Genomic DNA, 20,802 nt, shown 5'->3' with positions numbered 1-20,802 from the left:
CCCTGCTCAGCCTTCCCCGTTCAGCCTTCCTTGCCGTCCGGACCCCCGGTGAGCGCACGCAACGCCGTCAGCTCCCCGGCCGTCGGGGCCGTCGTGGTGCCCACCTCCGAGGCGACAGCGAGCTCCCAGCCGGTGGCCTCGCGTACCTGCTGCACGGTCACGCCGGGATGAACCTGCTCCAGCACCAGCTCTGCTGTGCCGGGGTCAGGCCGGAACACCCCGAGGTCGGTGATGACCATGGTGGGCCCCGCACCCGGCAGGCCGAGACGCGCGCGGTCACCGGCGCCCGACCCGTGCCCGACCGAGGTCACGAAGTCCACCTTGTCCACGAAGCTACGCCTGCTCTGCTTGACGACGATGAACACCTCGCGGCACGAGGCCGCGATCTCGGGTGCGCCTCCGGCCCCCGGCAGCCGCACACCAGGATTCGCGTAGTCCCCGCCGATGACGGTCGTGTTGATGTTGCCGAACCGGTCGAGCTGGGCCGCGGAGAGGAAGCCGACGTCGATCCGGCCGGGTTGCAGCCAGTAGTTGAACACCTCGGGGACGCCGACCACGGCGTCCGCAGTCTCGGCAAGGATGCCGTCGCCGATGGACAGCGGCAGGCTGTCCGGTCTGGCACCCAGCGCACCGGACTCGTAGATCAGCGTCAGGTTCGGCGCGTGGCCGCGCCGCGCCAGGTTGGCAGCCGTGGACGGCAGGCCGATCCCGACGAAGCACGACGTGCCGTCGCGGAGCGCGCGTGCCGCGGCGACCGACATCATCTCGCTCGCGGTGTGGGCGGCGTGCCCGCTCGTCTCCACGCTCGTCCCGGTCATGTAAGCACCGCCTCTGTCAACCACTTCTCGAACGTTGCCCTGTCCCTGCTGATCGCGTCCCACTCCTGGTAGTAGGTGTTGTCCCGGTCGCTGTAGCCCTGCGCGTACGACGGGTGGGCACCGCCTGCGACCTCGGCGACGGCCGTCACGGCCCAGGACGGCAGCACGACCTGGCCCGCAACCGGACTCAGCTCGTCGGTGACCTCCTCGACAGTGACGATACTGCGCCCAGCGGCCAGCACCGCCTCCTTCTGCACCCCGACCAGCCCCCACATCTGGACGTTTCCCGCCCGGTCGGCCCGCTGCGCGTGGATGACCGTGACATCCGGGTTGATCGCCGGAACCGCGGTGAGCCGCTCGCCGGTGAACGGGCAGGTGATCGGCTTGATCGTGGTGGTGACCGACGGCAGGTCGGTGCCGGTGTAGCCGCGCATCACGGCAAAGGGCAGCCCCGAGGCACCCGCGACGTAGCGGTTGGCCATCCCGGCATGGCTGTGCTCCTCGAGCTCCAGCGGCGCGGGCCAAGCGTTCTGCACCGCGTCCCGGAACCGGTGCAGGGAGCCGACCCCGGGATTGCCGCCCCAGGAGAAGACCAGCTTCCGCGCGCAGCCCGCGCCGATCAGCTGGTCGTAGACGATGTCCGGGGTCATACGCACCAGGGTGAGGTCCCGCCTGCCCTGGCGGATGATCTCGTGCCCCGCCGCGACCGGGATGAGGTGGGTGAACCCCTCGAGGGCCACCTGGTCCCCGTCGCTGACCAGCTCGGTCACCGCTTCGGCGAGCGTCACGATCTCGGCCACGTCATCACCTCACGCAGTCAAGTGTGCGTATGCCGCACATATGTTCTTAATATGAACATAGTGGCTCACCGCTGGCGCGTCAATCCCGGAGCCGGCCCGAGCGACCGCCTGGTATGTTCGACACGATGTCCTCCCCCACGGGTGCGCCTCGCCTGAGCTTCCGGGGCAGGCAAGCCGCTACGGGGCGCGCACTCGTCATGGCCATCGTCAACAGGACGCCGGACTCCTTCTACGACTCGGGTGCCACCTACGGCTTCCGCGAGGCAATGGTCGCGGTCGAGCGGGCCGTCGCCGACGGCGCCGACATCGTCGACATCGGTGGCGTGAAGGCCGGCCCCGGGCCCGACGTCGGTATCGACGAGGAGATCCGCCGCGTGGCGCCACTGGTGGCCGCCGTGCGTGCGCGCTTTCCCGACCTGATCATCAGCGTGGACACCTGGCGCGCCGAGGTAGGCAGGCGTGCCTGCACCGAGGGTGCGGACCTGCTCAACGACACCTGGCAGGGCGTCGACCCACGGCTGGCCGAGGTGGCGGCCGAGTTCGGCGCGGGGTATGTCTGCTCGCACACCGGTGGAGCGACGCCCCGCACCAGGCCGCATCGCGTGCACTACCCGGATGTGGTGCGCTCGGTGCTCGACGAGCTCGTGCGCAGGGCAGAGCAGGTCGTCGAACTGGGTGTCCCCCGAGAGGGTGTGCTCATCGACCCTACGCACGACTTCGGCAAGAACACCTGGCACAGCCTCGAGCTGCTGCGCAGGACACGCGAGCTGACCACGACACCGTGGCCCGTGCTGATGGCGTTGTCCAATAAGGACTTCGTCGGCGAGACCCTCGGTGTCGAGCTCGCCGACCGGCCGGACGGGACGCTCGCGGCGACGGCCGTAGCGGCCTGGGAAGGCGCGGCTGCGTTCCGCGCCCACGACACCCGGCGTACCAGGCAGGTCGTCGACATGGTCGCGAGCATGCGCGGGACCCGCGCGCCTGCCAGGACCGTGCGCGGGCTGGCCTGAGGCGTATCGAACAGCACCCCGTGTACGCAACGCCCCGCGGGTCGGGTGGATCCGCACCACCCGAACGTGCATAGTGATGAACTCGCCCGGATGACGTTCGAGGACGAGAGGAACACACCGTGAAGCGCCCGGCCGTCGTCGTGCTTGCCGCGACCTTCCTCACCGCCTGCACGAGCGGTGCCGACGACCCAGCCGAGCCTGCGGATCCTCCCTCGGCACCTCCTTCCGCGCCCCAGTCGCCGTCCGAGCAGCAGGAGCCGGACTCCACCGTCGTGCACGTGCGGGTGACCGGACCGCAGGACACCGTCATGCTGGTCGCACGGGACGGCCAGCAGTCACAGGTGGAACTGGAGGGCGAGCCGTTCGACTTCGAGTTCACCGAGACAGGGACCGCGTCGGGGCACCTGGACATCCGGGTGTTCGCCAAGTCCGAGCACCCCGAGGAGGAACCGGTCCGGTGCTCGATCTCGCTCGACGGGGAGGTCGCCATCGAGGACTCGGCGTCCACCGTCGACGAGAACGGGATCGCCGAGGTCAGCTGCACCCTGGCCCGCTCGACCTAGCGGTTGCTCCAGGGCCCGGGGCCGTCACAGCGGCCGGACAAGGGCTCGATACACGCCAGAGTCCGGACCCGCCTCACCCGTCCCAGTGCCCGGCCAGCTCGCCTGCCGGCACGATACCCGGCGCGGTGGCGGGCGTCGCGCCGTCGACACCGGCCAGCGAGGCGGGCGGCACGCCCGCGCGGTCCAGTGCGGCGGCGGTCACGGCCACCCTGGCGCGGTCGCCACCGTCGGCGAGCTTGACCGCCACGGCGGTGCCATCGCCGCACGCCGCCACGTACATACCTTCCGCGCCGTCCTTGGCCAGCATCCCGGGTACCGCCGTCATCAGCAGGGTCGCCGAGCGCCCGTTGCCACCCACCATCTCCGGGTGCGCGCGCATCGCCGACGCGACGGTGCCCTCCGGCGTGCCGTCGGCTGCCGCGGCGATCCGGCCGATACAGCGGGCCACCCCGCGCAACGACAGCGCGAACAGCGGGGCGCCGCAGCCGTCCACAGCGACGTGCGCGACCGCCTCGCCGGACAGCTCCGTCACGGTGCGCTCGATCTCGCGCTGCACCGGATGGTCCGGGTCCAGGTAGTTCGCCGTGGAGTGCCCGCGCAGCTTCGACACGGCGAGCATCGCGGCGTGCTTGCCCGAGCAGTTCTGCGGCAGCCGCTCGGCACCGCGCCCTGCGGCCAGCCACTCCCGCCGGGCCGCCTCGCCCGCTGGCAGGCCAGGGGTGTTGCCCAGATCCGGCTCGTCAAGGCCGTAGCCTGCCAGCAACCGGCGGACACCATCGACGTGCCTCGCTTCCCCGGAATGGCTGGCAACAGCGAGCGCGAGCAGCTCGGCGGGCAGCTCGAGCCCGCAGCGCACCAACGCGGTCCCCTGCACCGGCTTCAGTGTCGACCGCGGGTAGCACGCGGCATCCACATCGCCCATCGCGAGCAGCTCGGAGCCGTGCGCGCCGAGCACCACCACAGAGCCGTAGTGCACGCTCTCCACGAGCCCGGAACGCATCACGTGGGCGACCGGCTCGTGCGCCGGAACGCGCCTGTCCGCGGCGGGCATACCCCTCCTCTGCCGTACCGTGCCGCCGTCCGTCACGCGGTGCGCAGCGCCAGTGCCTCCGCATCGACGATGTCGATCGCACCGTAGCGGACCCGGATCAGCCCGTCCCCCTCGAACTCCTTGAGTACCTTGTTCAGCGAGGGCCTGCGCACGCCGAGCATCGCGGCGAGGGTGCGCTGCGGAAGGGGGACCTCTCCGCTGGTGGACTCCTCGATGAGCAACGTAGCCACCTGCTCCGGCAGGCTCCTGCCGAGCACGCCGAGCAGCCTGCTCTGGCTGGCCGCCAGCCGCATCGCTATGCTCGACAGCCAGCGTCGGGCGATCGGTGGCCTCTTGACCAGCAACTTCTCGAACTGGGAGCTGTCGAGGTGCAGCACGGTGGCGTCGTCGACCGCTCGTGCCGTGTACGGGAACGGCATGTCAAGCAGGTACTCGACATCGCCATCCACATCGCCCGGTTGCAGGAGGTGCACGACGACCCGCCTGCCACCCGAGCCGACCGACAGCTCGACCCGGCCGCTGCGCACGATCCACACCCCTGCCGAGGCCGTGCCCGCGGTATAGAGCACCGTCCCCGGCCGGTAACGGCGGGTCCGCAACAGGCCCGCGAGCGCCGAGATGTCCTCGCGCCCCAACGGGGCGGCCTCACCCCTGCCGACGCAGCGGGCGACCCACGCGGCCTGCCGGATCCCCTCCTCTTCCGGGCCTGCGGAGCCGAGCATGCGCAGCGGGCCGTCCAGGAACGAGCCGTACGCACCGAGCAGGGGAGAGTCGGACACCCCGCCAGTGTGTCACGTGCCCCCAACCATGCACGCCCGGAGACCACACGCGGAATGCCGCGGAACGGGACCGGGCCCGGGCCCGGGCTCGGGGCCTCTCAGCGGTCGGTCGTGAGGATCGCGCCCTCGGTGAGGCTGCCGCAGTACAGCGTGCCGCCCTGCTCCCGCACGCCGGTGAGCATCGTGAACCCCTCGACCGTCCCGCCGCGCCGCCGCACGACGCCGCCGGTCGCGTCGAACGCCACGGCGCCGACCTCGCGTCCCGGGGACGGCTGCAGGGAGGTGGGCAGCCTGCGCACGAGCGACCGCGCCGCCGCAGGCATACGCTGCACGAGCGGGAGCGCCGGGACGGCAGGGCTGGGTATCGCGACCCAGATCAACCCGTCGGACCCTGTGGAGGCGTTGTCCGGGTAACCGCTCAGCCCCTCGGCGAACACTTCCCGCTGCCCTGCCCGGTCGCCGGCTATCCAGAGCCGGTGTAGCCGGCAGGTGGTGGTCTCGGCGATCACCACGAACGACTCGTCCGGGGCGAGCGCGACCCCGTTGGCGAACTGCAGGCCACCTGCCACCTCGGTGACCGTGCCGTCCGGGTCGCGCCGGAACACCCTGCCCGTTCCGGTGCGCTCGATCATGTCCGAGCGGAAATCCGGGATGGGGAAGCGCTGCGAGGAGTCGCTGAAGAACACCGTGCCGTCGGCCCCGACCGCGGCGTTGTTGCATCCCAGGATGCGACTGCCCGCGACGCTGTCCACCAGCGTGCGCACCTCGCCTGTCCGGATCGTCACCGCGAGCAGCCCGTGGTCGGATGCGCAGACCAGCAGCTCGTCCGCGCCGTAGAGCTCGATGCCCAACGGCCTGCCCGCGACACGCGCCACCGTGTCGATGCGGTTGCCGCCGCCGGCGACCCGGATGATCCGCCCGTCGTCGAGACCGGCGTAGACCTGCCCGTCGTCATCGACGACGACGTCCTCGGGCCCGGTGCCGTTGACCGGGATGAGCTGCGTACCGGTGAACGAGGTGATCGTCATGGCATCTCCCGTCAGCGATAGGTCAACAGATCGGAGGAGTCGTTCTCCAGGTGGCCGTGCTCGTTGAACGACACCAGGTTGGTCCCGGAGCGACCCGTGACGAGCTTGGTGATACCCCCGTTGCAGGTCACCCTGTGCAGGCCGATGAAGGTCTCCGCCTGCTGGCCGAGCACGCGCGCCACGAGCGCGCCGATCACGCCACCCGAGGTGAACACCACCGCGTCCTCTCCCTTACCGAGCGACCCGAGGACCTCGTCGAACGCGGCGTGCACGCGGCAGGCGAACTCCGGCCACCCCTCGGCCCCGTCCACGGCCGAACCCGCCCGGACCCACTGCCCCAGCGCCGAATCCAGCGCGGCCTGGAACGTGCGGGGGTCGGCCAGCTCGCTGCCGTCGAGCGCGGTGTGCGCGGCGAGCACCTCCTGGTGGGCGTACTCGTTCCAGCGGGCGTCCTGCCGCGCGTCGAAACCCGCGGCCTCCGCGGTGTCGCGCTGGCGCCGCATCGTGCCGCTGAACACGTGGGTGACGCGCGGGCCCCTGCGCCGCAGCTCGTCTCCCACCACGGCAGCCTGCCGCAGTCCCCGCTCGGACAGCGCATCGTAGTCGTGCGAGCCGAACGACGCCTGCCCGTGCCGGACGAGGTAGATCGCACCCATCAGGCGGCCCCTCCCGGACGGTGACCCGCGATGATCTGCTCGCAACGCCACTCGAGGTAGCCGACGAACATCCAGAAGTCGGCGAAGGCCGGGTTCGTCGTGTACCCGTCGTGGTAACGCCGGTAGATCTGCTGGATGATCACGGCGAGCCGGAACAGCCCGTAGACCTCGTAGAACGTCCAGTTCTCCGGGGAGAGCCCCGTCCGCTCGGTGTAGCGGGCGACCACCTCGTCCCTGGTGAGCATGCCGGGTAGGTGCGTTGACTGGCGCCTGCTGCTGTGCATGATCTCGTCGTCGTCGGCCTGCACCCAGTAGGCCAGCGTGGCGCCGAGCTCCATCAGCGGGTCGCCGAGTGTGGCCATCTCCCAGTCGAGCACACCGACGACGTTCATCGTCTCCGGCGCGTCGAACACGATGTTGTCGAAACGGAAGTCGTTGTGGATCAGGCAGATCCGGACATCGTCCGGCTGGTTGGCGTCCAGCCAGCGCATCACGCTCTCGAAGTCGCCGACGTTGTCCGTGCGTGCCTTGCGGTACCGATCCGACCAGCCGTCGATCTGCCTGCGCACGTACCCGGCGCCCTTACCGAGGTCGGCGAGCCCCGCCGCGTGCACGTCCACGTTGTGCAGCTCGACGAGCGTGTCGACGAACCTCCTCGACAGGTCCCTCGCGCCATCCTCGCCGAGCTCGAGCCCCTCCGGGAGGTCGCTGCGCAGGATGATGCCGGGCAGGCGCCGCATGACATAGAACTCCGAGCCGATCACGCCAGGGTCGTCGCAGTAGGCGAGCATCTCCGGCACGTACGGGAACTCGCGTCTCAACCCGGCCTGCACGCGGTACTCCCTGCCCATGTCGTGCGCGGAGGCCGCCTTGACCCCGGCAGGCGGCCTGCGCAGGACCAGCTCCCGGTCGGGGTAGGTCAGCAGGTAGGTGAGGTTGGACGCGCCCCGGGAGAACTGCCGCACCGCAGGCGGGCCGGACAGCCCTGCCACCCGCTCGCTCAGCCAGGCGTGCACAGCGTCCGTGTCGAAGGCGTCCTCCTCGCGGAGGGCATCGGGGTTGTCGAACACGTCTGTCACGAGAACTTCCTCACCCATCCCAGCGGGGCGAAACGCAGGACCTGTGCCAGCAGCGTCCACGGCCACCACGGCACGTAGGCCTTCGGACGTTCCTTCTCGATGGCCGAGACCAGGGCCTTGGCTCCCGTGTTCGCGTCCACCATCAGCGGGGTCTTACCCGCCCGTCCGGTCATCTCCGACTCGATGAAGCCCGGGTACAGCGTGGTCACGGTGATCGGCCCGCGATGGTGTTGCGCCCGGATGCCCTCCGCGAGGGAGGCGGCTGCGGCCTTGGACGCGGCGTATGCGGTGACAGGACCCCGCATGCCGCGCACGGCGGCGACCGACGAGACCACGACGAGATGCCCGGAGCGTTGCTCGGTGAAGATCTCGACGGCGGCCTCGCACTGGGCGAGCAGCCCACCGATATTGGTCTCCAGCGTCTGCTTGTTCGCCTCGAAGTAGCCCGTACCGATCGGCTGCCCCTTACCGAGCCCCGCGTTGGCGATCACGCGGTCCAGCGACCCCAGCTCGGCGCGGAACTCGCCGAAGGTCCGGAACACCGCGTGATGGTCGCAGACATCGAGCTTCTTGGTGACCACGGTGATGTCCGGGTACGAACGGCGCAGCTCCGCGGCGAGCTCGTCCAGCCGGTCCGTGCGGCGGGCACACAGGCCGAGGTTGCAGCCCTTCGCCGCGAACTCCCGTGCCATCCCCTCACCGAGGCCGGAGCTCGCCCCGGTGATCACGATATTGGTCCGTCCCCGTGTCATCCGGCACCCTTCTCTGTCGGGTCCGCTCCCGCCGCGTCGCGTGCGCGCGCGGCTTCCTGGTACGGCGCGAGCTCGTTGCGCGCCACGACCCCGAGGTGCACCTCGTCCGGGCCGTCGGCCATGCGCAGCGAGCGCGCGTTCGCGAAGGCGGCCGCCAGCGGGACGTCGTCGGTGAAGCCCGCAGCGCCGTGCATACGCATCGCCGTGTCGATCACTCGTTCGGCCATCTCCGGAACGGCGGCCTTGATCTGCGACACCTCGGAGTACGCCCCCGCGATGCCCTGGGTGTCGAGCAGCCACGCGGCGTGCAGCACCAGCAGGCGCGCCTGGTTGATCTCGATCCGCGCGCGGGCGATCCGTTCCCGGTTGCCACCGAGGTTGGCCAGCGGCTTACCGAAAGCCACCCGCTCGGTGCCGCGCCGCAGCGCCAGCTCCAGCGCCCGCTCGGCGAGCCCGATCAACCGCATGCAGTGGTGCACCCGGCCCGGCCCCAGCCTGCCCTGCGCGATCTCGAAGCCGCGCCCGAGCCCTGCGACGACGTTCTCGCGCGGCACACGCACATCGGTGAAGGTGACCTCGCCGTGCCCGTACGGCTCGTCCCGGTAGCCGAACACGGGAAGCATCCGCTCGACCCGGAAGCCCGGCGCATCCGTCGGCACGATCACCATCGAGTGCCGCGCGTGCCGGTGCGCGTCCGCGTCCGTCACCGCCATGAAGATCACGAAACCGCAGTTCGGGTGGCCGACCCCGGTACTGAACCACTTGCGGCCGTTCAGCACGACCTCGTCGCCGTCGGCGACCGCGGTCGCGGCCATGTTCGTCGCGTCCGACGAGGCGACGTCCGGTTCGGTCATGCAGAAGGCCGAGCGGATCCGCCCCTCCAGCAACGGTTCGAGCCATTGCTTGCGCTGGTACTGGCTCCCGTAGTGCAGCAACACCTCGGCGTTACCGGTGTCCGGTGCGTTGCAGTTGAAGATCTCCGGCGCGATGAACGAGCGGCCCATCAGCTCGGCGAGCGGAGCGTAGTCCACATGCGACATCCCGCTTCCGTCCGATGCCGGGGGCAGGAAGAGGTTCCACAACCCCTCGGCGCGCGCCTTGCCCTTGAGCTCGTCGATGACGGGAAGGACCACCCACGGATCGTCCAGGCCGCGCAGCGATCGGTGGTACTCCGCCTCGACCGGCTCGATCTCGCGCGCGATGAACTCGGCGACCCGGTGCCGGTACTCGGCGGCCGCCTGCGATGGCGAGAAGTCCATGCCGGTACACGCTACAGTAGCTATCGAGCATTGCTCAACAGCCTGCGAAGGGAGGTCCATGACACGACGGCCCGCTCCGTCCGGCACCGGGCGGAGCGCGACACGGCGCAGCAGGCAGGACCCCGTCCAGCGGCGCGAGCAGCTGATCGGTATCGGGCTGGAGATGCTCACGCGGCGCCCGCTGCACCAGATCACCGTCGACGACGTGGCCGCCGGCGCCGGGATCTCGCGCAGCCTGCTGTTCCACTACTTCCCCACCAAGCGGGACTACTACGCCGAGGTGGTCCGCGCGGCCAGCAGGCGCCTGCTGCACGCGATGTGGGTCCGCGAGGACTCCGCGGGGCGCGCGGGCACCATCGAGGCGATCCTGACCGAGTACCTCGACTTCCTCGAGCGCAGGCACGAGCCGTACCTGGCACTGCTGCGCAGCTCCGGCGCCGAGGACTGGGCGCGGGAGATCTTCGAGGAGACCCGGGCCGCGCTGGCCGGGAAGCTGATCGGCGCGCTCGGGATCGAGCAGCCCAGCGAGCTGGAACGCGCAGCGGTGACCGCGTGGCTGTCCTTCGCAGAGGAGCTCGGACTGACCTGGGCCCGGCACACGATCGGCGACCGTGCCGAGGTGTTGCGCCTGCTCACCGGAACGCTGCGGCGGGCGGTGCACCTCGCCGGGCAGCGGGCCGAGTCCGCACGTTAGCGCTATGCCCCGGACAGCTCGTTGCGGAGCAGCTTTCCGGTGGCGTTGCGCGGCAGGACGTCCAGGAACACCACTTCCCGCGGCACCTTGTAGCGCGCCAGGTTGGCCTTGACGTAGTTCTTGATCTCCTCGGCGTCCGTCTTCGCGCCCTCTGCAGGCACGACACAGGCTTTCAGGCGCTGCCCGAACTCCTCGTCGTCGACCCCGACGACGGCCGCCTCCAGCACGTCCGCACGCTCGGCGAGCAGGTTCTCCACCTCCAGGGGGAAGACGTTCTCCCCGCCCGAGACGATCATGTCGTCGTCGCGGCCAACGACGAACAGCAACCCCTGCTCGTCGAAGTACCCGACGTCACCGCTGGAGAGCAGCCCGTTGATGAGCTCCTTGTTCCTGCCGTCGGTGTAGCCCTGGAAGCTCAGCCCGCTACCGACGAAGATGCGTCCGATCCGGCCCGGCTCGGTCACGCTGTTGCCCTGCTCGTCGTAGAGCTCGATCCGGCAGCCGACGGGAGCCTTCCCCGCGGTGCTGGGGTGGGCGCGCAGCTCCTGCGGTGTCGCCACGCTGGCGACGGCCACCTCGGTGGAGCCGTAGAGGTTGTAGAGCACGTCGCCGAAGACATCCATGGTCCGGGTGACGACATCGCTGGGGATCGCCGAGCCCGCGGCGAAGATGATCCGCAGCGAGGACGTGTCGTACTTGGCGAGCACGCCGGGGTCGAGGTCGATGATGCGTTGCAGCATCGTCGGGACCACGACCAGCGCGGTGCACCGGTGCTCGGCGACGCGCCGCAGCGTGTCCTCCGGATCGAACTTGCGGGTCAGCACCACCTTGCAGCCGAGCGCCCAGGACAGCAGCGCCTGGGACAGCCCGGTGCCGTGGAAGATCGGGGCCGCCATGTAGGTCACGCCCCCCTTGCGCAACGGGATCCGGTCCAGGAACTGCGCTGAGGCCAGCGGGGAGGTCCGTTCCCGGGGCGCGCCCTTCGGCGTACCGGTGGTTCCGCTGGTGAGCAGGATGAACCCGCCCGGTTGGTCCGGCGTGTCCACCGGCTGGTCGTCCGTGCTGGCGATGAGCTCCTCGAGCACCGGGATCGAGCGGTCCGACAGGGTGCTGTCCTGGTCCACCCACGCCAGGTAACGATCGACGTGCGGGTCCACCGCGTCGAGCAGGTCGGTGAACTCCTCGTCGTAGATGAGCGCCTTGACGCCCTCGCGCCTGGTGACGTCGGCGAGCTGCGGCTTGGCGAAGCCGGTGTTCATCATCAGCAGCTTCGCGCCGAGCTTGCCGGAGGCGGCCATCGCGGTCACCAGCCCGCGGTGGTCCCTGCACAGCGCAGCGATCACCGTGCCGGATCGCACGCCCCGCGTCGCCAGCGCACGGGCCAGCGCGTTCGCCCGCTTGTTCAGCTGGTCGTAGGTCAGCTCGCCCAGCTCGTCGGCCAGCGCGACCGAGCCGCCGTGTTCCCGGGCGCCCATGTCGATCACGCCGGCGAACGGGCCGTACTTGCGGATGGCCAGCAACGACCTGATTCCCTCGTCGGGGCGACCGACGAGGCCGGAGCGCCGCAGCACCACAACGCTGCGCCCCAGGACACCGGCCTTGTGCACCGCGTCCTTCAGCAGTGTCGTCGGGCCCATCCGCTGCACCTCCGTTGGCATCATGCACGTCGTACCGCCGGTATCCCTGGCGACCCTAGCGAACCGACCGTCCCGTATCCAGGGCATGGCTCACATTACCTACTAGCGAGTAGATTCTTGCGCCCCGGGCAACACTCACGCCCTGTGTGTTGAATGACGCTTTCAGTCCATCTCGTGGACTGAAAGCGTCATTCAACCTTCCGTACGGAGTGAAAGCGTCATTCAGCACAGGCCTCGTCGAGGGCGCGGCGCACCCGCTTCTCGGAGACGGGGTGGGCGGTGCCGAGGGTCTGGGCGAAGAAGCTCACCCGCAGCTCCTCGAGCATCCAGCCGACCTCGGCGAGCGGCCCGGCACCGCCGTACCCGGCCCGGTCCTCGCGGCATCGCCGGTAATCCTCCTCGAGCTCAGCCACGATGCGCATCCGTTCGGTGTCGCGGTCGGCCGCGGTCGCGAGCTTGTCCACGCGGCGCTCGATCGCGCGCAGGTAGCGTTCGAGGTCCGGCAGGCGGTGCCAGCCCGTGTCCGCGACGAACCCGTCGTAGACCAGGCGGGACAGCTGGGCGGTCATATCGGCGCGGGCCTCGGCGAAGGCCGCTTCGGGTAGCTGCTCGACGGCCTGCACCGCGCGGTGCCAGGCGACGAGCACCCCGCGGACCCGCTCCACGGTCTCGGCGACCGTCGACTCCAGACCGGCACGCACCACCTCGGTGAGCCGCGCGAACCCCTCTGCGTCCCACGCGGGACCTCCCGCCTCGGCGATCAGCTTGTCCGCTGCGCACCGCGTGCAGTCGTCGAGCAGGCCGCCGACCCCGCCGTGCGGGTTGTTCGCCAGCTCGAGCTTGGCGGTGTTCGACAGCGTTCCGCGCAGCGCCTTGCGCGGCGACGGCACGTTGAGCAGCACCAGCTTGCGCGTTCCCTCGGCCATCGCTGCCTGCTGCTCGGCCGGTGTCGCCAGTACCCGGACATCGACGGCCTCGCCCTCGTCGACGAGCGCGGGAAACCCCCGCACCGCACCGGAGGCCGAGTCATCGCCGGAGCCGTCGAACGACCGCGGCAGCTCGTCCATCGTCCAGTCCCGCAGGCCGCTCCGCTCGATGTCGCCGCCCGCCTTGGACAGCTCGGTACGCAACCGCGGCGCGAGGTCGGCCCGCAGCGCCTGCAGATCCTTGCCCTCGCCGAGCGGGCGGTCCTGCTCGTCGACCACCCGGAACGTGATGGTGAGGTGCTCTGGCACCCGGGAGTAGTCCCAGGCGTCCGGGGGGATGTCGATGCCGTACAGCGCGCGCAGCTCGCGCGCGAGCGCCGGACCGAGCGGTTCCTCGTGTGGTGTCAGCCGCGTCAGCACGGCCCGCGCCGTGTCGGGGGCCGGAACCAGGTGGCGACGCAGCTGCTTGGGAAGGGACTTGATCAAGGCCGTGACCAGGTCCTCGCGCAGCCCCGGCACCTGCCAGTCGAACGCCTCCGCCCCGGAGTCGGCGACCTGGTTGAGCACGGCGAGCGGGATGTGCACGGTCACGCCGTCGGCGTCGGCTCCCGGCTCGAACTGGTAGCTCACCGGCAGCTCGATCCTGCCGTGCCGCCACGTCGTCGGGTAGTCGTTCTCGTCGACGTCGGCGGTGCCGGAGTTGATCAGCATGGCCTTGGTGAAGTCCAGCAGGTCCGGCTGCTGCCGCCGGACCTTCTTCCACCAGGTGTCGAAGTGGCGGGCCGAAGTGACCTCGGAACCGATGCGGCTGTCGTAGAACTCGAACAGCGCCTCGTCGTCGACGAGGATGTCCCTGCGGCGTGCCCGCTCCTCCAGCTCGCCGACCTCGGCCAGCAGCTCGGCGTTGTGCTGGAAGAAGCGGTGGTTGGTGTCCCAGTCACCCTCCACAAGCGCGTGCCGGATGAACAGCTCCCTGCACAGCTGCGGGTCGACGCCGGAGTAGGTGACCTTGCGCCCCTCCACGATCGGGACGCCGTAGAGCGTCACCGTCTCGTAGGCCATCACCGCACCGCGCTTGCGTTCCCAGTGCGGCTCGGAGTACGTGCGCCGGACCAGGTGCGCGGCGAGTTTCTCCACCCATTCGGGCTGGATCCCGGCGACCACCCGCGCCCACAGACGTGAGGTCTCGACCAGCTCACCCGCCATGACCCAGCGTGGGCTGCTGGAGAACAGCGCCGATCCGGGAAAGATCGCGAACCGCGCCCCGCGGGCGCCCAGGTAGTCCTTCTTGGCCGCGTCCCGCAGGCCGACGTGCGACAGCAGGCCCGCCAGCAGGCTCTTGTGGATGCGTTGGTACCCGGAGTCGGTGGTCTCGTCGTAGGCGAGCTCGCGTTTGGTCACGTCGATGTTCAGCGACTTCGCTGTCTCACGCAGCTGGTTGTACACGTCCTGCCACTCGCGCACCCGCAGGTAGTTGATGAACTCGGTCTTGCAGAGCTTGCGGAACTTGCTGTTCGAGTTCTCCTTCTGGCGCGCGCGCAGGTGCTCCCAGAGGTTGATCAGCGCGAGGAAGTCGGACCTCGGGTGCGTGAAGCGGGCATGCGCGGCATCGGCGGCACCGGTGTGCTCGGCAGGGCGCTCCCGAGGATCCTGAATGGACAGCGCCGCCGCCACGACCATCACGTGGTGGGCACAGCCGTGCTGCTCTGCCTCGAGAACCATGCGCGCCATGCGGGGGTCGAGCGGGAACCGCGCCAGCTTGCGGCCGACCGACGTGATCCGGTGGGCCGAGTGCGCGCCCGCCCCGCGGGAACCGTTACCCCCGCCGCGTTCCTCCAGCGCCCCGAGCTCGCGCAGCAGCTGCACGCCGTCGGTGATCTGCCGGGTGTCCGGCGGGTCGAGGAACGGGAACTCGGCGATGTCGCCGAGCCCGGCCGAGGTCATCTGCAGGATCACCGAGGCGAGGTTGGTGCGCAGGATCTCCGGGTCGGTGAACCGCGGTCGCGCGGCGAAGTCCTCCTCCGAGTACAGCCGGACGCAGATACCGGGACCGATACGCCCGCAGCGCCCCTTGCGCTGGTCGGCGGAGGCCTGCGACACGCGCTCGATCGGCAGCCGCTGTACCTTCAGCCGGTTGCTGTACCGGGAGATCCTTGCGGTACCCGGGTCGATGACGTAGCGGATCCCCGGCACCGTCAGCGAGGTCTCGGCGACATTGGTGGCGAGCACGATGCGCCTGCCCCGGTGCGACTGGAACACACGCTGCTGCTCGGCGCTGGTCAGCCGGGCGTACAGCGGCAGGATCTCGGTGTCCGGGAGCTTCCGCGCGGACAGGGCCTCGGCCGTGTCGCGGATCTCCCGCTCGCCCGACAGGAACACCAGCATGTCCCCCGGCCCCTCCGCGACGAGCTCGTCGACCGCGTCGCTGATGGCCTGCACCTGGTCCCTGTCCGGATCGGCGTCCGGGTCGTCGGGGTCGACGACCGGCCGGTACCGCACCTCGACGGGGTACGTGCGCCCGGAGACCTCCAGCACAGGCGCCGTCTCGGCCGCACCGCCGAAATGCCTGGCGAAGCGCTCCGGGTCGATGGTGGCCGATGTGATGACCACCTTCAGGTCGGGTCTGCGCGGCAGCAACCGCTTGATGTAGCCGAGCAGGAAGTCGATGTTCAGGCTGCGCTCGTGCGCCTCGTCGATGATGAGGGTGTCGTAGGCACGCAGCATCGGGTCGTGCTGGATCTCGGCGAGCAGGATGCCGTCCGTGGCGACCTTGACGAGGGTGTCCTCCCCGACGTGGTCGGTGAAGCGCACCTTCCAGCCGACCGTCCCGCCCGGCTCGGTGCCCAGCTCCGCCGCCAGGCGCTCGGCCACCGACCGGGCCGCGATACGCCGTGGCTGGGTGTGCCCGATCATGCCGCGTACACCCCTGCCGAGCTCGAGGCAGATCTTGGGCAGCTGCGTCGTCTTGCCGGAGCCGGTCTCCCCCGCAACGATCACGACCTGGTTGTCCCGGATCGCCGCGGCGATGTCCTCGCTGCGCCGGCTGACCGGCAGCTCGGCGGGATAGTCGACGGCCGGAACGGCGGCGCGGCGGGCGGCGACGCGACGCTCCGCGGCCGCGACGTCCTCGGCGATCGTCGCCAGGGTGGAGCGCAGTGCCTCCTGGTCGGAGAGCTTGCGGGTCCCGTCGATCCGGCGGCGCAGCCGATGCCGGTCGCTGATCAGCAGGCCGTCAAGGCGTTCGCGGAGGTCACCGGCTGTGACGGGCCCGCTGCCGGTGACGGCCCCTGCCGGTCGTGATGTAGACATACCGGGGTCCAGGATATCGGGGCACAATGAGGGCATGTACCGCGTCCTCGCGGACGCCACCATGAGCCTGCACCTGGCATTCCTCGCTTACGTTCTGCTCGGTGGGTTCCTGGCCTGGCGATGGCCCCGCGCGATCGTGCCGCACGCGATCGCCACGGGATGGGCTGTCACGATCGTCACGTTCGGGTTCACCTGCCCGCTGACGCCGCTGGAGAACCACTTCCGCGCCGAGGCAGGCGAGCGCGGTGCCGGCAGCGGGTTCATCGAGCACTACCTGGCCGACATCGTGTACCCGCAGCAGCACATCGAGCTGCTGTGGGCGGCCTCGGCAGTGGTGGTACTCGTTTCCTGGGCCGGGCTCGCCGTGCTGCTGCGCAGGCGGTCGGCCGTTCGCGGCTGACGGTGCTTGTCGGTGCCGGTCGGTGCCGGCCGGTGCCGGCCGGTCAGTTCGCGATGCTGGACTGCGCGGCGCGGAGCTTGTTGCACAGCCGTTCCAGGACGCGCAGCTCCTCCTCGTCGAGCGCGCCTCCGACGTACGCGGCGATCGCGTCCGCGTGCGCGCGCCCTACCCTGCGCTGCACGACCGACCCGTGCTCGGTGAGCACCACGAGGGTGCCGCGACCGTCCGCGGGATCACGTTCCCTGCGGACCAGACCGTCGGACTCCATGCGCTCGATGAGCCTGCTCAGGCTGGGCTGGGCGAGCAGGATGTGCTCGTTGAGCTCGTTCAGGCGGAGCCGGGCACCGGGGAACAGGGTCAGGTTGTAGAGCACGTCGTACTCCGAGAGACTGATCTCGGCGGTACGGAAGTTCGCCTTGAACCGCCGCAGCAGGGTGACCTGCGAGCGGAACAACGCTTCCCATGCTTGGACGGCCTGCTTCTGGCCGCGCTCCATCGCCCACCTCCGGTTCGTCCTGGTCGGGTCCAATCCTGCCAGCGACGGGCGAGCAGTGGGGGCCATTCGGCGCGATCATGCGACACGCCCACAACCGTCCATCCGCCGGGCGATCGGCCCGAACTGATGCGCCTCGTGGCGTCACGATCACGCAACGGCGGCGTCACACCTGTCGGAAAGGGCTGGACGACGCGCGAGGAATCAGCACCATGTCTGCTCGAGATACCTGGACGATCGCCTGCCGAGACCTGGCAGGCAGGCGGAGGAACATCACGGTGTTCGCCAGCGACAGCAAGGTCGTGCTCATCGCCCCGCCGGGCGAGTCCGCGGTACTGACCCGGTTGGACGTCGGCAAGCTGCGCGCGGCCCTGCGGGACGCGGTGATCAGCACCGAGGCCGTGGACGACACCCAAACCCAGTGACCGGTCGGCTTCCGGAGCCTCCACCCGGCGGTCGGACCGGAACCGGTCGGGATGACCGGCTAGCGTTACCTACTCGCGAGTAGGTATTGTCGACCTCGCCTGTTCCCGCCCCAGGAGGTCGAGCATGCCCACGTACTTCGTCACCGGCGCGACCGGTTTCATCGGACGTCGCCTCGTCGCACGGCTGCTCGAACGGGACGCCACCGCGACCGTGTACGCGCTCGTTCGCCCGTCGTCGAAACACCGGCTCACCGAGCTCGCTGCCACGCTCGACCGTCCGGGGGCCCTCGTCCCCGTCCCCGGCGACCTCACCGAGAGCTCGCTCGGTGTCGACCCGACGACGCTCGGGTCCGTCGACCACGTCGTCCACCTGGCGGCCATCTACGACTTCACCGCGAGCGAGGAGGCCAACACCGCGGCGAACGTCACCGGCACCCGCAACCTCATCGAGCTGGTGGAACGGCTCGGATCACCGCGCCTGCACCACGTCTCCTCGATCGCGGTCGCAGGCGAGTACGCGGGGCGCTTCACCGAGGCCGACTTCGACCTCGGGCAGTCCCTGCCGTCGCCGTACCACGCCACCAAGTTCGAGGCGGAGAAGCTGGTGCGCGGGCAGCGCGCTGCCCCGGTCACGGTATACCGGCCGTCCGCGGTGGTCGGTGACTCGCGGACCGGGGAGATGGACAAGGTCGACGGGCCGTACTACTTCCTGCCCGCGATCTCGCGGCTGGCCGCGATGCCGTCCGGGCTCCCGCTGCCCGGCATCGACCTCGGTGCCACCAACCTGGTTCCGGTGGACTACGTGGTCGAGGCGATGGCATACCTCATGCACCGCGAGGCGCCCTCGGGGACCACCTACCACCTCGGCGCTGCCGAACCCCAGCCACTGAACGAGGTCTACAACGCGTTCGCCCGCGCCGCGGGCGCGCCCCGCATCGCCGCTGTGGCGCCCGAGCGGGTCTCGACCCTCCTGCGCACCGCCGCAGGCGCGGCAGGCAAACGGGTGCTCTCGGCGGTGGAGTCGGGGCGCAACGGCGCCGAAGCCGTCGCGTCGGTGCTCGCCGAGCTCGGCGTGCCGCGCGAGGTCCTCCCGCACCTGAGCACGCCCGTGCGCTTCGATACCGCCGCCACCAGGGACGCGCTTGCGGGAAGCGGCATCGAGCTGCCCCGTCTCGCCGACTACGCCGGACCGCTGTACCGGTACTGGGCCGAGCACCTCGACCCCGACCGCGCCCGCCGCCGTGACCCGCGCGGAGCCCTGTACGGGCGCACCGTGCTCATCACAGGGGCGTCCTCCGGAATCGGGCGGGCCGCCGCGCAGCAGGCCGCCGACGAGGGCGCGGCCGTCGTGCTGGTGGCGCGCCGCGGCGACGAGCTCGACGCCGTGTGCGAACGCATCCGAGAGTCCGGCGGAACCGCGCACGCGTTCCCCTGCGACCTCACCGACGGCGAGTCGGTCGACACCCTGGTCAAGAACGTGCTCGACGAGGTAGGCGGGGTGGACATGGTGGTCAACAACGCAGGCCGCTCCATCCGCCGGTCGGTGCACCTGTCGACGCAGCGCTTCCACGACTTCGAACGCACAATGGCGATCAACTACTTCGGGCACGTCCGCCTGGTGCTCGGGCTGCTGCCGTCGATGCAGCGGCGCGGGTTCGGGCACGTCGTCAACGTCACCAGCCAGGGGCTGGAGACGGACACGCCGCGGTTCTCGGCCTACCTCGCCTCCAAGGCCGCGCTCGAGGAGTTCGGGCTCGCCGCAGGCAGCGAGACGTTCGTCGACGGCGTGACGTTCACGTCGCTGCGTATGCCGCTGGTGCGCACCGAAATGATCGCCCCGACAGGGGTGTACCGCACGCTGCCCACGATCAGCGCCTCCTCGGCGGGCAAGCTCGTGCTCAAGGCCCTCGTCCGCAGGCCGGTGATCCTGAGCCTGCCCGCGGGCAACGCAGCCGAGCTCGCGGGCCGCCTGAGCCCCCGGGTGTCCCGGCTGGTCGCCAACACCCTCTACCGGATCATGCCCGAATCGGCCCCGGAGGCCGCGGACCGCGGCAGGAGGCCGCTGCCTGCCGTGGCGGCCACGATGACCCGGCTGGTGTGGCGGCGCAAGCCGTGACCGTCGTCGCGGCACCCGCGAGGCGCGCCGACCGCGCTCCCGGGAGCCGCCGGGCCCGTGTACCTTCGGCGACATGCCGGCCTTGATGTCGCTGTCACGAGCCGTGCGGCAGCGCATCACACGGTCACCACTGCTGGTCCAGCTGCTGCGGCAGGGCGCGTGGTACGTCGCTGCGGGTGTGGCTGCCACCGGTATGCACGCCGGACTGTTCCTGCTGCTGCGCGAACCGCTCGGTACCTACCCGGCCAACATCAGCGCGATCGTGGTCACGACCGTGGCCAACACCGAGTTCCACCACTACGTCACGTTCAACGCGCGCGGCAGCTCCAGGCTCCGGCGTCTGGTCGCGATCGCGGTCACCATCACCTTCTACGCCACGTACAGCTCCACGACGCTGGCCGTCCTGCAGCTGGTGGTGCCGGACCCGTCGGCCGCTCAGCAGACCGCGACGATCGTCGCCGCGGCGCTGGTGTTCGGGCTCGTGCGTTTCGTCCTGCTTCGCGTGTGGGTGTTCGCGCGGACCAGCCGGTCCCGCCGCCGCGCCCGCGAACTGCGCGGGGACCGGTAAGCACGCCGCGTTCGCGCCCTCCGCACCGGGTACGAGCAGTCACATTGCCCGGAACGCACCCGGCACCCTACGCTGGGAACGCTGTCCGACGGCAGCCGGAAGCCGGTGAGAGTCCGGCACGGTCGCGCCACTGTAACCGTCCCGCACGGGAGTCAGACCCGGCTCGCCGTCGATCCGCCCCGACTGGGCCGCACGAGCCCGAGGAGGTTGAACATCATGACACAGGCGGTCGCGATTCCCGCCCCGCAACCCGTCAGCATCCCGATCAGGGAGATCCTGCCGTACGCGGTCCTGGTCACCGTGCTCGCGCTGGCCGCGCTGTACTTCGTCAGCACGGACAACAACGCGATGACACTGATGGCCGAGGGCTACGTGCACGAGTTCCTGCACGACGGGAGGCACCTGATGGCCTTCCCCTGCCACTGAGGGGAAGGGGTCA

At 70.3% G+C, this 20,802-nt stretch carries 20 protein-coding genes; 8 read left to right on the top strand and 12 right to left on the bottom strand.

What is annotated here, in order from left to right; all coding sequences use genetic code 11:
* Positions 1-20: 20 nt before the first annotated feature.
* Positions 21-818, bottom strand: coding sequence for a CoA-transferase subunit beta (locus tag CHB84_RS08280; protein WP_089300942.1), 798 nt, complete (start codon positions 816-818; stop codon positions 21-23).
* Positions 815-1,618 (bottom strand): CoA transferase subunit A, encoded by an 804-nt coding sequence (locus CHB84_RS08275; RefSeq protein ID WP_089300941.1) that lies wholly within the window; start codon positions 1,616-1,618, stop codon positions 815-817. Before CHB84_RS08275 ends, CHB84_RS08280 begins: the two co-directional genes overlap by 4 nt.
* Positions 1,619-1,743: 125 nt before the next feature.
* On the opposite strand from CHB84_RS08275, the gene folP reads away from it, so the two are divergent.
* Positions 1,744-2,628: a dihydropteroate synthase gene (folP, locus tag CHB84_RS08270; RefSeq protein ID WP_089301059.1), complete on the top strand. Its 885-nt coding sequence runs from the start codon at positions 1,744-1,746 to the stop codon at positions 2,626-2,628.
* 119 nt (positions 2,629-2,747) lie between these two features.
* Entirely contained in the window at positions 2,748-3,191 is a 444-nt protein-coding gene (locus tag CHB84_RS08265) for a hypothetical protein (RefSeq protein WP_089300940.1), read from the top strand.
* Between the two features lie 73 nt (positions 3,192-3,264).
* Here the strand turns inward: CHB84_RS08265 and CHB84_RS08260 are convergent, their stop codons facing one another.
* The 7 genes from CHB84_RS08260 to CHB84_RS08230 form a co-directional block, all read right to left on the bottom strand.
* Complete coding sequence (locus CHB84_RS08260) at positions 3,265-4,242, bottom strand: asparaginase (protein ID WP_089300939.1); 978 nt, start codon at positions 4,240-4,242, stop codon at positions 3,265-3,267.
* A 32-nt stretch (positions 4,243-4,274) separates the two neighbouring features.
* Entirely contained in the window at positions 4,275-5,021 is a 747-nt protein-coding gene (locus tag CHB84_RS08255) for a Crp/Fnr family transcriptional regulator (protein WP_245818629.1), read from the bottom strand.
* A gap of 98 nt (positions 5,022-5,119) precedes the next feature.
* Entirely contained in the window at positions 5,120-6,049 is a 930-nt protein-coding gene (locus CHB84_RS08250) for an SMP-30/gluconolactonase/LRE family protein (protein ID WP_089300938.1), read from the bottom strand.
* A gap of 11 nt (positions 6,050-6,060) precedes the next feature.
* Entirely contained in the window at positions 6,061-6,705 is a 645-nt protein-coding gene (locus CHB84_RS08245) for a histidine phosphatase family protein (protein ID WP_089300937.1), read from the bottom strand.
* Entirely contained in the window at positions 6,705-7,784 is a 1,080-nt protein-coding gene (locus tag CHB84_RS08240; RefSeq protein ID WP_245818628.1) for a phosphotransferase family protein, read from the bottom strand. Before CHB84_RS08240 ends, CHB84_RS08245 begins: the two co-directional genes overlap by 1 nt.
* Positions 7,781-8,536, bottom strand: a complete 756-nt coding sequence (locus tag CHB84_RS08235; RefSeq protein ID WP_089300935.1) for an SDR family oxidoreductase — start codon at positions 8,534-8,536, stop codon at positions 7,781-7,783. Before CHB84_RS08235 ends, CHB84_RS08240 begins: the two co-directional genes overlap by 4 nt.
* The gene (locus CHB84_RS08230; protein WP_089300934.1) at positions 8,533-9,795 is read right to left on the bottom strand and encodes an acyl-CoA dehydrogenase family protein; all 1,263 of its coding nucleotides are present in this window, start codon (positions 9,793-9,795) and stop codon (positions 8,533-8,535) included. The genes CHB84_RS08235 and CHB84_RS08230 overlap by 4 nt, the downstream gene beginning before the upstream one ends.
* 58 nt (positions 9,796-9,853) lie before the next feature.
* On the opposite strand from CHB84_RS08230, the gene CHB84_RS08225 reads away from it, so the two are divergent.
* On the top strand, positions 9,854-10,489 hold the full coding sequence (locus tag CHB84_RS08225) for a TetR/AcrR family transcriptional regulator (RefSeq protein ID WP_176439856.1): 636 nt from the start codon (positions 9,854-9,856) through the stop codon (positions 10,487-10,489).
* A 2-nt stretch (positions 10,490-10,491) separates the two neighbouring features.
* Here the strand turns inward: CHB84_RS08225 and CHB84_RS08220 are convergent, their stop codons facing one another.
* Both CHB84_RS08220 and hrpA read right to left on the bottom strand, forming a co-directional pair.
* A complete protein-coding gene (locus CHB84_RS08220; protein WP_089300933.1) occupies positions 10,492-12,126 on the bottom strand; it encodes an acyl-CoA synthetase in 1,635 nt (544 codons plus the stop codon).
* A 218-nt stretch (positions 12,127-12,344) separates the two neighbouring features.
* Positions 12,345-16,361, bottom strand: coding sequence for an ATP-dependent RNA helicase HrpA (hrpA, locus tag CHB84_RS08215; RefSeq protein WP_089300932.1), 4,017 nt, complete (start codon positions 16,359-16,361; stop codon positions 12,345-12,347).
* A gap of 34 nt (positions 16,362-16,395) precedes the next feature.
* On the opposite strand from hrpA, the gene CHB84_RS08210 reads away from it, so the two are divergent.
* Positions 16,396-16,761, top strand: coding sequence for a DUF2784 domain-containing protein (locus CHB84_RS08210; protein WP_089300931.1), 366 nt, complete (start codon positions 16,396-16,398; stop codon positions 16,759-16,761).
* A gap of 43 nt (positions 16,762-16,804) precedes the next feature.
* Here the strand turns inward: CHB84_RS08210 and CHB84_RS08205 are convergent, their stop codons facing one another.
* A complete protein-coding gene (locus CHB84_RS08205; protein WP_245818627.1) occupies positions 16,805-17,323 on the bottom strand; it encodes a MarR family winged helix-turn-helix transcriptional regulator in 519 nt (172 codons plus the stop codon).
* A 143-nt stretch (positions 17,324-17,466) separates the two neighbouring features.
* Between CHB84_RS08205 and CHB84_RS08200 the strand changes: the two genes are divergently transcribed.
* From CHB84_RS08200 to CHB84_RS08185, 4 genes are all read left to right on the top strand, one after another.
* Positions 17,467-17,679, top strand: coding sequence for a hypothetical protein (locus CHB84_RS08200; protein ID WP_089300929.1), 213 nt, complete (start codon positions 17,467-17,469; stop codon positions 17,677-17,679).
* A 124-nt stretch (positions 17,680-17,803) separates the two neighbouring features.
* Positions 17,804-19,795, top strand: a complete 1,992-nt coding sequence (locus CHB84_RS08195; protein WP_089300928.1) for an SDR family oxidoreductase — start codon at positions 17,804-17,806, stop codon at positions 19,793-19,795.
* A gap of 73 nt (positions 19,796-19,868) precedes the next feature.
* Positions 19,869-20,363 (top strand): GtrA family protein, encoded by a 495-nt coding sequence (locus CHB84_RS08190; RefSeq protein ID WP_089300927.1) that lies wholly within the window; start codon positions 19,869-19,871, stop codon positions 20,361-20,363.
* A gap of 216 nt (positions 20,364-20,579) precedes the next feature.
* Positions 20,580-20,789: a CbtB domain-containing protein gene (locus CHB84_RS08185; RefSeq protein ID WP_089300926.1), complete on the top strand. Its 210-nt coding sequence runs from the start codon at positions 20,580-20,582 to the stop codon at positions 20,787-20,789.
* Positions 20,790-20,802 lie beyond the last annotated feature (13 nt).

This window comes from Haloechinothrix alba (assembly GCF_900188115.1).
Taxonomy (GTDB): Bacteria; Actinomycetota; Actinomycetes; order Mycobacteriales; family Pseudonocardiaceae; genus Haloechinothrix; species Haloechinothrix alba.
The sequence above is the reverse complement of the archived record's forward strand: the minus strand, read 5'-3'. Positions and strand labels throughout refer to the sequence as shown.

Bases quoted from the DNA above. Each gene is read 5' to 3' on its own strand.
- CHB84_RS08280 (WP_089300942.1), bottom strand. From the start codon at position 818: ATGACCGGGACGAGCGTGGAGACGAGCGGGCACGCCGCCCACACCGCG.
- folP (WP_089301059.1), top strand. From the start codon at position 1,744: ATGTCCTCCCCCACGGGTGCGCCTCGCCTGAGCTTCCGGGGCAGGCAA.
- CHB84_RS08260 (WP_089300939.1), bottom strand. From the start codon at position 4,242: ATGCCCGCCGCGGACAGGCGCGTTCCGGCGCACGAGCCGGTCGCCCAC.
- CHB84_RS08250 (WP_089300938.1), bottom strand. From the start codon at position 6,049: ATGACGATCACCTCGTTCACCGGTACGCAGCTCATCCCGGTCAACGGC.
- CHB84_RS08245 (WP_089300937.1), bottom strand. From the start codon at position 6,705: ATGGGTGCGATCTACCTCGTCCGGCACGGGCAGGCGTCGTTCGGCTCG.
- CHB84_RS08235 (WP_089300935.1), bottom strand. From the start codon at position 8,536: ATGACACGGGGACGGACCAATATCGTGATCACCGGGGCGAGCTCCGGC.
- CHB84_RS08230 (WP_089300934.1), bottom strand. From the start codon at position 9,795: ATGGACTTCTCGCCATCGCAGGCGGCCGCCGAGTACCGGCACCGGGTC.
- CHB84_RS08225 (WP_176439856.1), top strand. From the start codon at position 9,854: ATGACACGACGGCCCGCTCCGTCCGGCACCGGGCGGAGCGCGACACGG.
- CHB84_RS08220 (WP_089300933.1), bottom strand. From the start codon at position 12,126: ATGGGCCCGACGACACTGCTGAAGGACGCGGTGCACAAGGCCGGTGTC.
- hrpA (WP_089300932.1), bottom strand. From the start codon at position 16,361: ATGTCTACATCACGACCGGCAGGGGCCGTCACCGGCAGCGGGCCCGTC.
- CHB84_RS08210 (WP_089300931.1), top strand. From the start codon at position 16,396: ATGTACCGCGTCCTCGCGGACGCCACCATGAGCCTGCACCTGGCATTC.
- CHB84_RS08205 (WP_245818627.1), bottom strand. From the start codon at position 17,323: ATGGCCCCCACTGCTCGCCCGTCGCTGGCAGGATTGGACCCGACCAGG.
- CHB84_RS08200 (WP_089300929.1), top strand. From the start codon at position 17,467: ATGTCTGCTCGAGATACCTGGACGATCGCCTGCCGAGACCTGGCAGGC.
- CHB84_RS08195 (WP_089300928.1), top strand. From the start codon at position 17,804: ATGCCCACGTACTTCGTCACCGGCGCGACCGGTTTCATCGGACGTCGC.
- CHB84_RS08190 (WP_089300927.1), top strand. From the start codon at position 19,869: ATGCCGGCCTTGATGTCGCTGTCACGAGCCGTGCGGCAGCGCATCACA.
- CHB84_RS08185 (WP_089300926.1), top strand. From the start codon at position 20,580: ATGACACAGGCGGTCGCGATTCCCGCCCCGCAACCCGTCAGCATCCCG.